This is a genomic window from Pseudomonas sp. LBUM1640, from assembly GCF_059716225.1.
This window is the reverse complement of sequence record NZ_CP166816.1, coordinates 5,409,811-5,424,037: the sequence shown is the minus strand read 5'-3', so window position 1 is coordinate 5,424,037 and position 14,227 is coordinate 5,409,811. Positions and strand designations below refer to the sequence as shown.

The following is a 14,227-nucleotide window of genomic DNA, read 5'->3' as shown; positions in this document are numbered from 1 at the left end:
CAGAGCGTCACAGGATGCATCCCCACGCGGAGCGTGGGAACGATCAGAGGTGACAGTGATGGTTAAGTTTTTCAGCGTGATTCTGGCTTCAGTTGTGTTTTCGGCAGCGGTTTTAGCCGCCGAACCTTCCACCTTGCGCATCGGCTACCAGAAAAGTTCGGTGAGCATGGTGCTGGCCCGTGAGCACAAGCTCTTCGAAGAGGCGTTGCCCGGCACCCAGGTGCAGTGGATCGAATTTCTCGGCGGCCCGCCGCTGATCGAAGCGCTGAACGGCGGCAGCCTGGACATCGGCAATATCGGCGACATCCCACCGATCTTCGCCCAGGCCGCCGGCATCGATTTGCAGTACTTCGCCGTCGAGCCCAATGAGGGTAAGACCGAAGCGGTGCTGGTGCCTAAAACCAGCACGATTCAGAACGTGGCCGAACTCAAAGGCAAGCGTGTGGCGCTGCTCAAGGGCTCCAGCGCGCACAACCTGTTCCTCAAAAGCCTGCTGCGCGCCGGGTTGCAATGGAAGGATGTGAACGTGGTGTACCTGTCGCCATCCGACGGCCGTGCTGCGTTTGAACAAGGCAAAGTCGATGCCTGGGTAGTGTGGGACCCGTACTACTCCGCCGCCGTGGTCGACGGCTCCGCCCGTGTGCTGGGCGACGGCCAAGGCCTTAACCCGGCCGGCAGTTTCTTCGTGGTCAGCAGCCCGTTTGCCAAACAGCACCCGCAGGCGGTGAGCGCGATTATCAAGACGTTGTCCAAGGCCCAGCGCCTGTCCCTGGACCAACCCGAGGAAAGCATTGCGCTGATGGCCAAGACCCTGGGCCTGCCACCGGCCGTGGTCAAAAGCTACTTCGAACACCGCTCACCTGCACCGATTCGCCCGCTGGAGGCCGTCGACATCGCCAACCAGCAACGCACTGCCGACCTGTTTTTTGCCAACGGCCTGATCCCGAAAAAGGTCGATGTGCAGCAGATTGTGTTCAAGGCCCCATAAGCACAAAAAAGCGCTAAAACCTCCCGTCAGTGAGCAGACCATACAACCGATCTACATCGACGAACTCAACCTTTCCCGCGATGAAATCCTCACCGCCATCGAAGCCAGCCTGACAGGGGTGTTGGCGAATGCGGCGAGTGTCGGGCAGGGCGCGCAGCAGGTTCATGACGCGGTGCGCAGCCAGGTGGCGCATCTGGATCATGACCGGTTGGGTTCGGTGGATTTGAAACCCTTTCTCTAAAACGAAGCAGATCAAATGTGGGAGCGGGCTTGCTCGCGAATACGGTGTATCAGTTAATGCATGTGCTGACTGACCCACCGTATTCGCGAGCAAGCCCGCTCCCACATTTTTGATTGCATTTCAGGTCATGTATTTTCGGCGGCCAGGGCAGCAATCACGGCTTGCCGCTCGCCCACCCGCTGCTGAAACGCCGCCAGCGCCGGCCACTGTTGCAAATCAATGTCGTGAAACCCCGCCCAACGCAGCACCACAAACAAATACGCATCCGCCACCGAATACTGCTCGCCCAGCAGGTAAGCCTGGCCCGCCAAGGTCTGCACCAGAATCGCAAACCGCTTGTACAGCGTGGCCACAAACATCGCCCGCACTTCGCCTTGAATCGCCGGGTTGAAGAATATCGCCAGCCCGCCATGAATCTCGCTGGCGATAAAATTCAGCCATTCCTGTAAGCGCACACGCTCCCAGCTGCCATTGGCCGGGGCGAGGTGGGCGGTGGGTTTGAGGTCGGCCAGGTATTGCAGGATCGCACTGGCTTCGGTCAGCACGTGGCCGTTGTCCAGTTGCAGCGCTGCCACGTAGCCCTTGGGGTTGATCTGCAGGAAGTCCTCGCCGTCGGCGAAGGTTTTAGCCTGGTTATTCACCAGCACCAGCTCGAACGGCAACGCCAATTCGCGCAGCACAATATGCGGCGCGAGCGAACAGGCATTCGGGAAAAAATACAGTTTCATCTAAGGCGGCTCCGTTGGATTTGCGCCAGTCTCACGGGCATGGCACCTTGCGTAAAATTAAACCTTCAGACCCTATCCATAAGGACAGCTACTGCCATGATGAACCTGATGCATTGGCGTTTGCTGGTGGCGGTAGCCGATCGCGGCAGCATCACGGCGGCGGCCGAACAGGTGGGCATGACCCAGTCGGCCGCCAGCCAAGCCATGGCGTCCATGGAGGCGACGCTGGGTGCGCAGTTGTTTACCCGTGAACCGCGCAAGACCTTACCCACAGCCCTGGGGCTGAGTGTGATTGAGCAAGCGCGAGTGATGATGGGCGCGTTGCAGGCCATTCGCACAACGGTCGATGAAGCCCGCCCGCTACTGCGTGGGAGCATTCGCATCGCCAGTTTCCCGATGGTGCTGGCGACTTTTCTGACGCCGCTGCTGCAGCGGTTTCGTCAGTTGAACCCAGGCATTGAGGTCACCACCCTGGATGTCACGGACAGTGAAGTGCACACCTTGCTCGACGCGGGCCTGATCGACCTCGGCGTGGTGCTTAACCCCAAGCCCGAGCGCAACGCCACGGTATTGGGCCGCGACTTATGGATGGCCGTGTTGCCGACGAACCATCCACTGGCGCAGCGCGTGGCCGATGCCAGCGTGTCGCTTGAGGAATTGCTCGAACAACCCTTCGTGCTGGCCACTGGCGGCTGCACCGCAAATGCCCGCAGCCTGGGCGCCGCTGCGGGGTTGACCCTGAAGGATATCCGCGTGGAAGTGCGCGAATGGAACAGCGCCTACAGCCTGGTGCGCGAAGGCGTCGGTGTGACGTTGGTGCCTGAAATGGCCCTGCCGAGCCAGCGCAATGGCTTGCGCGTAATGCCGCTGACCGTCCCGCTGCACCGTGAATTTGCTTTGGTCGGATCACAAACCCTTCCACCCTCGGCTGCCGTCAGCGCATTGTTAAAAATGCTGGCTGACTAGTGGCCTTGCATAGCGCCAAGCCCTGTCTATGCTCACCCAGAACCGTTGATGACGCTTGGCATATAAAGCGATTCGGATGGTTTTTTCCCCTGAAGGTGTGCCAGCAATAGCCAACTGAAGAATGGAATGCGCCTATTCAGGCGCCGGGAATCAAGGGTGATCTGACCATGTTCAACCGCCAGCACAAATCCGACCTGCAAGAAATCGAACGCTTTTCCTGTGCCCTTACCGAAGCCAACGCCAAACTCGCCGCCATCAGCCGTTCCATGGCGATGATCGAGTTCGACCGCAACGGCGTGATTCTCGACGCCAATAACAACTTCTGCAAAACCATGGGCTATAACGTCGAGGAGATTCGCGGCAAACATCATCGGGTCTTTTGCGAAGACGCCTACACCCACACCGAGGCGTACGCCAAGTTGTGGCGTGACTTGGCGCGGGGTGAAGCCCTCAGCGGCACGTTCATGCGCCTGAACAAGCGCGGTGACGAAGTGTGGCTCGAAGCCAGTTACATGCCGGTGCTGGACAGCAGCAACCAGGTGCAGAGCGTGATCAAAGTGGCGTCGGATATTTCTGCACGGGTCCACCACGAACACGAGAACCAGAGTTTGATCGACGCCATCAGCCGCTCCATGGCAGTGATTGAATTCACGCCCCAAGGCCAGATCCTCAATGCCAACGACAACTTCCTGCGCACCGTGCAGTATTCGCGCGAAGAAATCATCGGCCAGCACCACAGCATGTTCTGCCATCGCGCCGAGGTTGAATCACCGGCGTACAAGGCCTTTTGGGCCTCACTCAACCGTGGCGAATACCATTCCCATCGCTTTGAGCGCAAAAACAAATACGGCAAAACCCTGTTTCTGGAAGCGTCCTACAACCCGATCTTCGACACCAACGGGCGCCTGTACAAAGTGGTGAAGTTCGCCAGCGACATCACCGACCAGGTCACCACCCTGCGCACGGCTGCCGACTCGGCCCACGCCACCTCGATACAAAACGACGCCTGCGCACGCAAAGGCTCGGAGGTGGTGCAGCAAACGGTGCAGATCATCGAAGAAATTTCCCAGGATCTGAACCAGGCGGCGCAGAGCATCGACGCGGTGAGCAAGCAGTCGGACATCATTGGCGCCATCGTGCAGACCATCCGTAGCATTGCCGAACAAACCAATATGCTGGCGCTCAACGCGGCCATTGAAGCGGCGCGGGCCGGCGAACATGGGCGCGGGTTCGCGGTGGTGGCCGACGAGGTGCGCAGTCTAGCGGCGCGCACCAGCCAGGCGACGGTGGAGATTGTGGACGTGGTGCGCAAGAACCACGACCTGTCGCTGAGCGCAGTGTCGAGCATGCAGTCGAGCTTGAGCCGCACAGGGCTCGGGGTGGAGCTGGCGAATGAGGCGGGGCAGGTGATCCTGGAGATTCAGGAAGGCTCACGGCATGTGGTGGATGCGATCAGCCAGTTCAACTCGACGTTGCAGTTGCAGTAGCGGTCTTGCGGCTCGCTGTCGACCCAGGGTCGCCAGCGAGCTTTGCGATTAAACCTACAGAGCGGTTCCAAGGGGGGACGTATAAGGCTCAGGTTTAATCACTGAATAGGACGAACTATGAAGTTGCAAGGTGCCTTATGCCTGTCGCTGTGCATGCTCTCAGCCGGCGTGACTGCGAACGATGCCGTTATGGAAAAAATCCACGCAACAAAACACATGGTGATTGGTTACCCGGCCGAGGCCCTGCCGTTCTCTTACCAGCCCGGCGCCGGTGAACCGGTTGGCTATTCCATCGACCTGTGTCGGCGAATCGCCGGTGACATCCAGAAAAACCTCAAGCTTGATGAGCTGGTCTTGAGCTTTAAACCCTTGAGTTTCAAAGACCGTATCAGTGCCGTCAGCAGCGGCGCGGTGGACCTGGAATGCGGCTCCACCACCAATACGCTGGAGCGTCAGAAGCAGGTTGATTTCAGCGTTTCAACCTTTGCAGCCTCGATTAAAGTGGTCTCCAGGGTGGGCGAGAAGCTGGACACCTTGAAGCAGCTCAATGGCCGGTCCGTAATAATCGTCGAGGGCACCACCGTGGGCGAGGTGGTTAAGCAGCTTGAGAAACGCGAAGGCTGGAGCCTTAAAAAGGTGCCTGCCAAGAACCTGACCGAGGGCTTCAAGTTGTTGGTCGACAACCAGGCCGACAGCCTGGTGTTTGATGAAGTGGTGGTGGCCCCGTTAATGGCGAGCGCCGCCGAGCCTGCGCGTTATCAGTTTTTGAAGGACGTGCTGGTGGTGGAACACTTGGGGTTGATCATGCCGAAAAATAACCCCGCGTTAAAACGCACGGTGGACACGACCCTGAAGGGCTTGATGGCCTCCGGGGAAGCCAAGACACTGTATGCCAAGTGGTTTGAAACGCCGATAGTGACCAAGACGCTGAATGTGAACGTGCCGTTTTCCGCGCAGATGGACCAGATGTTCGGTGCGCCGACGGATCAGCCGGGTAAGGCGTTGTAAGGTGCTTTGAGCCAGCAAGGGAGCGGCTCTGCTCCCTTGCTCCAGGGCTGCGTATTCAGATCGCGGCCAAGGTCTCTTTGACGGTCTGCGCTTGCGGGTCAGCGGTCTTCGCCGCGACTTGCTGCTCTTGCTGCTGCTTCACGCGATCAGCCACTTGCTTGGCAATTGCATCCTGTTTTTCCTGCGGCATTGCCTGCACTTGCGCCTCGGTCAAACCCTGCTCCTTGAGCAGTTGTTCGCGAATGCGTTCGGCCGGGGATTTGCTCATGTAGTCGGTGAAGTCAGCGCGCGCGGTGCTGGTGCTCGAACCGGCCGCCGGCACATCGGTCGACGCCGTCGGGGCTGCGGTGGTCGCTTGCAATTGCACGCGCGTCTTGGCGAAGGCTTCGTCGATACGGTCGTTGGCCTTGTCCAGGTCCTTCTGCGCGGTCGGCACGGTTACGCTCTGTTGCGCCGCTTGCACGGCACCGCTGTACAGCGCGCTGGCGGCGGCGTTGGCGGGGTCCATGTCAGGGCGCTTGAGCTGTTGCACGGTCGACACAGCTTGAGTGTTGTTGTTAACCAGCATGATCGGTCACCTGTGGATATGTTCGGTGCGTCAGGTGGAGCAAATAGCATGCCGGGTGCGATAGGCCCGGTTTTATTGGGGATGGTGCGACCGTCGCGGCAAACATTGTCCTGCTGGCGGCCAAGCATTGCCGTCAGAAGGTAGGTGCAAAACGTTCGAGGTCGCGCCGAGGTGAATTCGCAGGCAGTGTTACCCACTCAAGCCTGTAATGTTGAAGTCGAAGGCGGATTCAACCTTTTTACCCGCGATGGTTGATTGGAAATGAGCTTTCCCGCTCACGTTCTGGGTGGCTTTGTTATACGTTAATTCGTAGTCGCCGCTTTCTGCATCGTAATAAATTCCTCCATCGTCTTTGTGATAACCAATGTTGGCGAAAGGGACCTTGTCATTGTTGGCGAACGTTCCTTTAGAGGGGCCTGTTACGAGGTTAACGGTTAATGAAACGGTGACTGACTCGCCAGATGCAATGCGTAAGCGACCATTCAGGTTAAGGGTTCCTCTGTCCTCGTAGATTTCTAAATCAGCAGCCTTGAAGGGGCCGCGAGGGGCTTTTGTGACGTTTAAAGTGCCGGTGGTTTTTTGTGCCGGTGTTGTAGTGGTCATGGAGGGGCGCTCTATTAATAATATTAATATGCGGGGCGCTGTCATCACGATAAGGATGAAGGCCTCGATTGTATTTACTGCAACTTTTAAGTTGCACAGGGAATATGGTTAAACGTAACTGTGCATCACTTTATTGGTGGTGTAACCGATCACGTTATAGGCGGTATGTATGTCTGCCTACTGCACGGGTGTCTGCTCCTTAAGGCGCAGTTTTCCATCGCTAAGTTTGAGTGTGAAGCCAGAAGCGGCGCCGGCGCCCATGAAGCCCGCATCCGCTGGGAGCGTCGCTCCCTCCCAGCTGAGGGTTTTAGTGACATTGAAGGATCCCTGGTCTACCCGGATGCGGAGCGGCGGTGTTTTGCTGGTATCAATAAAATACATCTCTACGTCTGAGCGGGTTGTGCCAAACAGATAATTACCCAGCGTGATGTTTTTGGATGTAACGACCTCTATCGAGATATTTCTATCGCGCCTGAAAGAAAGGCGGTATTTGGCACCGTCAATTGTCCACTCCATACCCGTTGAGGTGATGTTGTAGTGATCGTCTCTTGTCACGGCGAATGAGGTGAGCTCGCCTGTCAGGAATTTCGGGGTCTGTGTCATCATCAACTCCTTATTGACCCTGCGTCAGGCAGGGTCATGAAGGCTATTTAGTGATGTATAAAACAGACCGTCTACTGTCAATATTCACAGGTTGAGCGAATAACCGACCAGTGGGTTGCACGTCAGTGCGCAATATTTTCCAGCGCCAAATTGCGCGTGCGCGGGCCGAACCAACTGATGGTGATCATCACGATCAACATGCTGCTGGCAATAAACGCCAATACGCCCGGCGTGCCCAAGTGCTCGAGGATAAAACCGATCAACAGGCTGCTGAACACCGTGGACAAGCGGCTGAACGAATAGCAGAACCCCACCGCCCGCGCGCGGATATTGGTGGGGAACAGTTCGCTTTGGTACGAGTGATAACTGAAGCTCAGCCAGGCGTTGCAGAAGGTAATCATCACCCCGCAGATCACCAGCCCCACCGCCGTGGTTTGCAGGGCGAACAGGCTGCCGAAGATCACCGCGCCCATGGCCGAGCCGACAATCTGCCATTTGTTTTCGAAACGGTTGGCGACCTTCACAAACAGCAATGGGCCCAACGGGTAGGCGAGGGTGATGATAAAGGCGTACAGCAAACTGTGGGTCACGCTCACACCCTGGCCCGACAGCAGCGCCGGCAACCAATTGCCGAAGCCGAAAAAGCCGATGGCCTGGAACACATGAAACACAATCAGCATCAACGCGCGGCGCCGATAAGGCGGTTGCCAGATATCGGCAAAACGGCCGTTGCCCTGCACGCTGACGGCTTGTGGCTCGGGTTCATCCAGCGGTTTGCCGTGGTCTTTCTGGCAGCGTGCCTCCAGGCTGTCCATGATCTGCCCGGCTTCGTCAAAGCGGCCTTTTTGTGCCAGCCAGCGCGGTGACTCCGGCAGACGTTTGCGCAATTGCCAGATAAACAGCGCAAACACTGCACTGCTCAACACCACCCAGCGCCAGCCCGCGACCCCGAACGGCGCCTGGGGCACCAGCCACCATGACATCAGCGCCACCGCGGGCACCGAGAGAAACTGGATAAAAAACGCAAAGGCAAACGCCGAACTGCGCATGCGCTTGGGCACCAGTTCCGAGAGGTAGGCGTCGATGGTTACCAGTTCAATCCCTAAGCCGATGCCCACTAGAAAGCGCATGCCGATGATGCCCAGGGCGGACGTCTGAATGCCCATCAACACCGTGGCGACGGTGTACCAGATCAGTGCAAAGGTGAAGATTGCCCGGCGCCCGAAGCGGTCGGCAATGGGGCTGAGCAGGCTGGCGCCGAGGAACAGGCCCAGGAAAGTCGCCGAGGCGAACGCGGCCTGGTCGGAGAAACCGAATACGCCTTCGCTACCGGCGTGAAAAATCCCGTCGCTGATCAGGCCGGGGCTGATGTAGGCGGTCTGGAACAGGTCATACAGCTCGAAAAAACCGCCAATCGACAGCAGCGCCACCAGGCGCCAAACGGTGGCGACGGCGGGCAAGCGGTCAATGCGCGCGCTGATATGGGCGGCACGGATCGGGTCGATGCCGTCCGTGGCTGAGGCGGTGAGTGTCGACATGGGCAAATTCCAGGGGCAGTGGCCTGGAATCTTAGCTGGCTAACGGAAATCGGCGCTTGTGAAATTGCATACGACAGGTCACACAAACGCCGATTTATTGCGCCAGGGCTTCAGGTTTCAAGCTTTTATGGCGCTGGGGCTCAGTAGGGGCTCTACGTTTGTCAGAGCTCCACATTAATATTAAATGTACCTGCGCACTCGACTTCTTTTCCTTGGTGCTCAATGAAGAATTGATACCGACCGCTTATATTTTTTAAGCGCGAATAGTTAGCTTCGAAGGTTCCGCGTTTTGCATCAAAACTCGTACTGCCATGGTCTGTGTGCTGTACATAGCCCGCGTGGTTTTTAGAGTCGGGTATGCCGAACTTGCCCGATTTTTTACCTTCGAAATACTCGAAGTCCAGTCCAATTGCGATTTCTGGGGACAACGTGGTGGACCGTGCCGTAACGGTTAGAAATGACCCATCGCGACCGGTCATTGAAGCGTAGGAAGTATTGAAGGCGCCATTCAGCGACTTTTCAACGACGAAGGGGCCAGCGTAATTTTGTTGAGTTGAGGTATCTGCGGGCATGTGTGCGTTCTCCAGCGTTAAATGGAATTACGGTTTTTCATTCCATAGAGGGGTGAAAACCTGCTCCATTGAGGACCCGGTTCTGGAGGCGCGCAACTGTCAGAAACCACAGTTATTTTTTACGATTAAACGCTGCATGCTGAGGGTTTTTATTCATGTCAGGCGATCAACCTTAATGTCGAACGCTTGGAACGCATCATCCACTGGCTGGTAACCCAACACCCGTGTGGTCTCACTCAAGTCCAGGCGCTTGAAGCGGTTATTGGAAATGCCGTGGGCGATCAGGTGCTTTACACCTTCAGCTTCCACCGAACGTTGCAGCAATTGCACCGCATCACGCGGGCTGAGCCAGGCGCTGAGGTCGCGGGCGTTATTCAGATCGTGGGTTTCGGGGAATTCGAAGGCGCCGATGCGCAGGGCAATCGTCGACAGTGGCGTCTTGGCGGCGTAATAACCGCATAGCGCTTCGCCATAGCATTTGCTCACGCCATACAGGTTGGCGGGCAGCACCGGCATGCCGGGCGTGATCTGCCGATCCACCGGGTAGCCTTCAATGGTTTGCGCGCTGCTGGCGAATACCAGGCGTTTTACACCGCCAGCCACGGCGGCTTCGAACAGGTAAGTGGTGGCGAGGATATTGTTTGGCAGCAATTCGTCGAACGAGGCGCTGGCGTGGGGGATGCCCGACAGGTGCACGATCACGTCGATGCCGTCGAGCAGGGTCGCCAGGCTGGATTTATCGCTGAGGTCGGCGTGCACAAAGCGGTGCTCGCCCAGCTCGAAACCCGGCGCGACGCGATCAGTGAGGGTGAAGCGGTAGCGGTCTTTGCAGGCTTGGAAAAACGTCTTGCCGATTCTGCCGCAGGCGCCGGTAAGCAGTACGTTGAGTCCTTTCACGGGGGTGTCCTTATTTTAGTTATGACCGTCGAGGGCGAAAGTCTTGAAGCCCTGGCGCTGGCTGAGGCGTTGGTAATAGGCCGCGATGGCGGGGTAGGGCGGGCGCTCCATGGGCGTGTTCTGCCAACGGTGCACCGAGAGGCCGATGAGGATATCGGCCAGGGTGAATTCATCGCCGGCTACATAGGCACCGGTTTTGGCCAGCTGTTGTTCCAGCAGGCCCATCTTGTCATTCCACAGGTGTACAGCGGCGGCAATCTGCGCAGCGTCGAGGCCGTCCGGGTTGTTGCGCACCAGCGCGGTAAAGGCATCGCCCCAGGCGCGGTTGAGTTCGATGGCTTGCCAGTCGACCCATTGCTCGACCCGCGCACGTGGCGCGGGCTCGGCGGGCAGCAGGTCAGTGCGTTGGTAAAGGCCGACGAGGTAGCGGCAGATGGTGTTGGATTCCCACAGCACGCCGTGGTCGTCGATCAGCACCGGCACTTGGGCGTTGGGGTTCAGCGCGAGGAACTCGGCGGATTGGGTGGGCTTGAAGCCGATGCCCCAGTCTTCGCGCACGTAGTCGATGCCCAGTTCCTGGCAGGTCCAGAGCACTTTGCGCACGTTGATGGAGGACGTGCGGCCGAGGATTTTCAGTGAGTGTCCCATGGTGCTTCCCTGACGATGGAGAATGGCCAATCTAGCAGGGGGCGCAGATGACCGCGAGAGTCTTAAGCGGGCACGGTCAAAATGTGGGAGCGGGCTTGCTCGCGAATGCGGTGGTTCAGTTAGCCCGTTTGTAGCTGACCCACCGCATTCGCAGGCAAGCCAGCTCCCACATGGTTGACCGAGCAGGGCTTTAGGTTCGCGGTGTGTGCTGGTCCATGGCTTTGCCGACCATCAAGACTGATAACTCGCTCAGTTGATGAATCGCCAATGCAACATCGCGGTGTTTGCCGTTTAGGTCATTGGATAGGTCGAGCAGTAATGCGCTGACGGAGCACACGGTTTCGTAGCTGTTGATCAACAGGGTTTCGGTCGGCGTGTCGGGTGTGATGGTGAAAAGAGTGATTGGCGGTTTTTCAGTTTCTTTGATCATTTAAGCGTCCTGGAATAGGCCGCCGCCGTATCGCTACTAAACGAAGGGTGGCAGCTGTACGCAGGTTAGTAGACCGGTGGACACTCAAAGCCGGCGCACCCGAAAGTGCCCTACGCACAGCCGCCATCAAACTCAGATGAGGCTCATGCACTAAGAGTGTCCAAAAGTCGGGCTACTAAACCCGATCACCGAGAAATTCAGTGACCGGCAAACCTTAGAACTCCATACCCAAGCGCACAAGCCGGCGGATTCTGACGTAAGCGTAGGCAACCGGGCAAGGCGCTTACCGCAATGTCAGCCGCGTCCTACAGACGTCCCACACCACTCTGATCGTTCCCACGCTCCCGCGTGGGAATGCAGCCCTGGACGCTCTGCGTCCAAAGCATGACGCAGAGCGTCACAAGAGGCGTACCCACGCAGAGCGTGGGAACGATCAGGCCGCGCTCATGTGCTCTCGCGCACCTGCAACTCAAACCCCATATCCACCACCGGCTTGGCAATCTTGTTGCCCGCCATGATCGTCAGCAAATGCTCCGCCGAACGCCGCCCAATGGCTTCACGCGGTGCCTGATCGTTCCCACGCTCCCGCGTGGGAATGCAGCCCTGGACGCTCTGCGTCCAAAGCATGACGCAGAGCGTCACAAGAGGCATTCCCACGCAGAGCGTGGGAACGATCAGGCCGCGCTCATGTGCTCTCGCGCACCTGCAACTCAAACCCCATATCCACCACCGGCTTGGCAATCTTGTTGCCCGCCATGATCGTCAGCAAATGCTCCGCCGAACGCCGCCCAATGGCTTCACGCGGTGTCTGATCGTTCCCACGCTCCCGCGTGGGAATGCAGCCCTGGACGCTCTGCGTCCAAAGCATGACGCAGAGCGTCACAAGAGGCATTCCCACGCAGAGCGTGGGAACGATCAGGCCGCGCTCAGGTGCTCTTGCGCACCTGCAACTCAAACCCCATATCCACCACCGGCTTGGCAATCTTGTTGCCCGCCATGATCGTCAGCAAATGCTCCGCCGAACGCCGCCCAATGGCTTCACGCGGCGTCTGATCGTTCCCACGCTCCCGCGTGGGAATGCAGCCCTGGACGCTCTGCGTCCAAAGCATGACGCAGAGCGTCACAAGAGGCGTACCCACGCAGAGCGTGGGAACGATCAGGCCGCGCTCAGGTGCTCTCGCGCACCTGCAGCTCAAACCCCATATCCACCACCGGCTTGGCAATCTTGTTGCCCGCCATGATCGTCAGCAAATGCTCCGCCGAACGCCGCCCAATGGCTTCACGCGGCGTGCTGATACTGCTCAAGCGCGGCACCATGAAGGATGACGCAGGCAAGTCGTTAAAACCCAGCACCGCCACGCGTTCCGGCACTTGGATACCGTGGCGCATGGCCTCCAGCAGCGCGCCCTGGGCCAAGTCATCGTTGCCAAAGAAAATCGCATCCACATCCGGATGCGCCGCCAGCAACTGCAAAAACAGCTCGCCACCCAAACCCACGGAGGAAGGGCGCGGCGTCAGCAATTCCAGCGCCGGGTCGTACAGGCCCGCCTGTTGCAGCGCGCGGCGAAAACCTTCACCGCGCAGCAACGTGCGTTGGTCCAGCTGTGCGCCGATGTACGCCAGGCGCTTGCGCCCGCGCGAGATCAGATGCGCAGCCGCCGTTTCACCCGCGGCCAATTGTGAGAAGCCCACGCAGTTCACACCGGCATTCGGGTCCAGGTCCATCATGTACACACACGGCACATTGCTGGCCTCGACCATCCGTCGCGCGCTTTCGGTGCGGTCAAACCCGGTCAGCAGCAAACCGCGTGGCTGGTAGGCCATGTAATTGCGCAGCAGGTTTTCTTCTTCGTCGCGTGAATAGTGGGAGTTGCCGATCAGCACTTCAAAGCCCTTGGGCCGCAGCACCTGGTGGATGGCTTCGAGGGTTTCGATAAACAACAGGTTGGACAGCGACGGCACGATGACCACCACCGAGTGACTTTGCGCCGAGGCCAGCGCGCGGGCGGCGGGGTTGACCACGTAGTTGAGTTCGGCGGCGGCCAATTGCACCTTTTCGACCAGTTCGATGGCCACGGTGCTGATGCCGCGCAGGGCGCGTGAGGCGGTAATCGGGCTGACGCCGGCCAGGCGGGCAACTTCATTGAGGGTCGGGCGACCGGTGGTGCGGGTATTTTTATCGTTCTTGGAGGTCATCAGGCGGTTGCCAAACAAAAATCGAGGCACTAAGGTAGCGCTGTCTCCAAACGGCTGCAAATTCTTGAACGTTGGGTTGCCTGATCCTGTTCAAACTGTTGGAGAGGATGCACGCGTCACTCCATAAAAATGACAAGACGGCGCGGGAAAAGCCTGTTTTTGCACTAGCCTTACAGCGTGCAAAGGTAGCGCTATCTGCGTCCTGAGGTGTTTCATGAGTCAACCTGTTACCGCCCTGGTCATCATGGGTGTTTCCGGCTGTGGCAAGTCCAGCGTCAGCGAAGCCTTGTGCCGCCTGAACGGCGCCACTGCCATTGAAGGCGACAGCTTTCACCCCGCCGCGAACATCGAGAAGATGAGCGCCGGCCACCCCCTCAACGACGACGACCGCGCCGGCTGGCTCGACATCCTGTGCGATGAACTGCGCCGCTCGCTCAAAGCCGGCGAGCATCCCGTGCTCACCTGTTCAGCGCTGAAGAAAAAATACCGCGACCACCTGCGCGAAGCCGCGCCGGGCCTGGGCTTTGTATTCCTGGAGCTGACCCGCGCCGTGGCCGCCGACCGCGTGTCCCATCGCCCCGGCCATTTCATGCCGGCAAGCCTGATCGAGAGCCAGTTCGCCACCCTTGAATCGCCCGTGGGCGAACCGCTGACCCTGGCGCTCAACGCCAGCGAAGACAGCGTCGAGGACCTGGCCGAGCAAACCAATGCCTGGTGGCTGCAACACGGCTTTGAACCAACCCATTAATTTTTT

Annotated in this window: 16 protein-coding genes and 4 pseudogenes; 7 read left to right on the top strand and 13 right to left on the bottom strand. The window is 58.5% G+C overall.

The window, feature by feature from the left end:
- Positions 1-58: 58 nt before the first annotated feature.
- The gene (locus ACA065_RS23975; protein ID WP_497691807.1) at positions 59-988 is read left to right on the top strand and encodes an aliphatic sulfonate ABC transporter substrate-binding protein; all 930 of its coding nucleotides are present in this window, start codon (positions 59-61) and stop codon (positions 986-988) included.
- A complete protein-coding gene (locus ACA065_RS23970; protein ID WP_497691806.1) occupies positions 969-1,229 on the top strand; it encodes a hypothetical protein in 261 nt (86 codons plus the stop codon). Before ACA065_RS23975 ends, ACA065_RS23970 begins: the two co-directional genes overlap by 20 nt.
- Positions 1,230-1,354: 125 nt before the next feature.
- Here ACA065_RS23970 and gstA read toward each other — a convergent pair whose 3' ends face one another.
- Positions 1,355-1,957: a glutathione transferase GstA gene (gene gstA / locus ACA065_RS23965; protein WP_497691805.1), complete on the bottom strand. Its 603-nt coding sequence runs from the start codon at positions 1,955-1,957 to the stop codon at positions 1,355-1,357.
- Positions 1,958-2,053: 96 nt separating this feature from the next.
- On the opposite strand from gstA, the gene ACA065_RS23960 reads away from it, so the two are divergent.
- From ACA065_RS23960 to ACA065_RS23945, 4 genes and pseudogenes are all read left to right on the top strand, one after another.
- Positions 2,054-2,923, top strand: coding sequence for a LysR family transcriptional regulator (locus ACA065_RS23960; RefSeq protein WP_497691804.1), 870 nt, complete (start codon positions 2,054-2,056; stop codon positions 2,921-2,923).
- A 167-nt stretch (positions 2,924-3,090) separates the two neighbouring features.
- A pseudogene (locus tag ACA065_RS23955) lies at positions 3,091-3,819 on the top strand (PAS domain-containing protein); the annotation flags it as partial.
- Between the two features lie 18 nt (positions 3,820-3,837).
- On the top strand, positions 3,838-4,410 hold the full coding sequence (locus ACA065_RS23950) for a methyl-accepting chemotaxis protein (protein ID WP_497695414.1): 573 nt from the start codon (positions 3,838-3,840) through the stop codon (positions 4,408-4,410).
- 117 nt (positions 4,411-4,527) lie between these two features.
- Positions 4,528-5,418, top strand: coding sequence for an amino acid ABC transporter substrate-binding protein (locus ACA065_RS23945; protein ID WP_497691803.1), 891 nt, complete (start codon positions 4,528-4,530; stop codon positions 5,416-5,418).
- 55 nt (positions 5,419-5,473) lie between these two features.
- Here ACA065_RS23945 and ACA065_RS23940 read toward each other — a convergent pair whose 3' ends face one another.
- From ACA065_RS23940 to gntR, 12 genes and pseudogenes are all read right to left on the bottom strand, one after another.
- Positions 5,474-5,986, bottom strand: coding sequence for a hypothetical protein (locus ACA065_RS23940; protein WP_497691802.1), 513 nt, complete (start codon positions 5,984-5,986; stop codon positions 5,474-5,476).
- A gap of 189 nt (positions 5,987-6,175) precedes the next feature.
- Positions 6,176-6,589, bottom strand: coding sequence for a hypothetical protein (locus tag ACA065_RS23935; RefSeq protein ID WP_497691801.1), 414 nt, complete (start codon positions 6,587-6,589; stop codon positions 6,176-6,178).
- Positions 6,590-6,766: 177 nt separating this feature from the next.
- On the bottom strand, positions 6,767-7,192 hold the full coding sequence (locus ACA065_RS23930; RefSeq protein WP_497691800.1) for a hypothetical protein: 426 nt from the start codon (positions 7,190-7,192) through the stop codon (positions 6,767-6,769).
- A gap of 122 nt (positions 7,193-7,314) precedes the next feature.
- Positions 7,315-8,730, bottom strand: a complete 1,416-nt coding sequence (locus ACA065_RS23925) for an MFS transporter (protein ID WP_497691799.1) — start codon at positions 8,728-8,730, stop codon at positions 7,315-7,317.
- A 161-nt stretch (positions 8,731-8,891) separates the two neighbouring features.
- Positions 8,892-9,302, bottom strand: coding sequence for a hypothetical protein (locus ACA065_RS23920; RefSeq protein WP_497691798.1), 411 nt, complete (start codon positions 9,300-9,302; stop codon positions 8,892-8,894).
- Between the two features lie 153 nt (positions 9,303-9,455).
- Positions 9,456-10,199 (bottom strand): NAD-dependent epimerase/dehydratase family protein, encoded by a 744-nt coding sequence (locus tag ACA065_RS23915; RefSeq protein WP_497691797.1) that lies wholly within the window; start codon positions 10,197-10,199, stop codon positions 9,456-9,458.
- A 15-nt stretch (positions 10,200-10,214) separates the two neighbouring features.
- Positions 10,215-10,847: a glutathione S-transferase family protein gene (locus ACA065_RS23910; protein WP_497691796.1), complete on the bottom strand. Its 633-nt coding sequence runs from the start codon at positions 10,845-10,847 to the stop codon at positions 10,215-10,217.
- A gap of 190 nt (positions 10,848-11,037) precedes the next feature.
- Entirely contained in the window at positions 11,038-11,277 is a 240-nt protein-coding gene (locus ACA065_RS23905; protein WP_497691795.1) for a DUF6124 family protein, read from the bottom strand.
- Between the two features lie 444 nt (positions 11,278-11,721).
- Positions 11,722-11,841: pseudogene (locus tag ACA065_RS23900) on the bottom strand (HTH-type transcriptional regulator GntR); the annotation flags it as partial.
- Positions 11,842-11,962: 121 nt separating this feature from the next.
- Positions 11,963-12,085, bottom strand: a pseudogene (locus ACA065_RS23895) (HTH-type transcriptional regulator GntR); the annotation flags it as partial.
- Between the two features lie 118 nt (positions 12,086-12,203).
- Positions 12,204-12,326: pseudogene (locus tag ACA065_RS23890) on the bottom strand (HTH-type transcriptional regulator GntR); the annotation flags it as partial.
- Positions 12,327-12,444: 118 nt separating this feature from the next.
- Entirely contained in the window at positions 12,445-13,476 is a 1,032-nt protein-coding gene (gntR, locus tag ACA065_RS23885; protein WP_497695413.1) for an HTH-type transcriptional regulator GntR, read from the bottom strand.
- Between the two features lie 211 nt (positions 13,477-13,687).
- On the opposite strand from gntR, the gene ACA065_RS23880 reads away from it, so the two are divergent.
- The gene (locus tag ACA065_RS23880) at positions 13,688-14,221 is read left to right on the top strand and encodes a gluconokinase (protein WP_497691794.1); all 534 of its coding nucleotides are present in this window, start codon (positions 13,688-13,690) and stop codon (positions 14,219-14,221) included.
- Positions 14,222-14,227: the final 6 nt, after the last annotated feature.

Bases quoted from the DNA above. Each gene is read 5' to 3' on its own strand.
- ACA065_RS23905 (WP_497691795.1), bottom strand. From the start codon at position 11,277: ATGATCAAAGAAACTGAAAAACCGCCAATCACTCTTTTCACCATCACA.
- ACA065_RS23945 (WP_497691803.1), top strand. From the start codon at position 4,528: ATGAAGTTGCAAGGTGCCTTATGCCTGTCGCTGTGCATGCTCTCAGCC.
- ACA065_RS23960 (WP_497691804.1), top strand. From the start codon at position 2,054: ATGATGAACCTGATGCATTGGCGTTTGCTGGTGGCGGTAGCCGATCGC.
- ACA065_RS23880 (WP_497691794.1), top strand. From the start codon at position 13,688: ATGAGTCAACCTGTTACCGCCCTGGTCATCATGGGTGTTTCCGGCTGT.
- ACA065_RS23920 (WP_497691798.1), bottom strand. From the start codon at position 9,302: ATGCCCGCAGATACCTCAACTCAACAAAATTACGCTGGCCCCTTCGTC.
- gstA (WP_497691805.1), bottom strand. From the start codon at position 1,957: ATGAAACTGTATTTTTTCCCGAATGCCTGTTCGCTCGCGCCGCATATT.
- ACA065_RS23975 (WP_497691807.1), top strand. From the start codon at position 59: ATGGTTAAGTTTTTCAGCGTGATTCTGGCTTCAGTTGTGTTTTCGGCA.
- ACA065_RS23930 (WP_497691800.1), bottom strand. From the start codon at position 7,192: ATGACACAGACCCCGAAATTCCTGACAGGCGAGCTCACCTCATTCGCC.
- ACA065_RS23940 (WP_497691802.1), bottom strand. From the start codon at position 5,986: ATGCTGGTTAACAACAACACTCAAGCTGTGTCGACCGTGCAACAGCTC.
- ACA065_RS23925 (WP_497691799.1), bottom strand. From the start codon at position 8,730: ATGTCGACACTCACCGCCTCAGCCACGGACGGCATCGACCCGATCCGT.
- ACA065_RS23935 (WP_497691801.1), bottom strand. From the start codon at position 6,589: ATGACCACTACAACACCGGCACAAAAAACCACCGGCACTTTAAACGTC.
- ACA065_RS23910 (WP_497691796.1), bottom strand. From the start codon at position 10,847: ATGGGACACTCACTGAAAATCCTCGGCCGCACGTCCTCCATCAACGTG.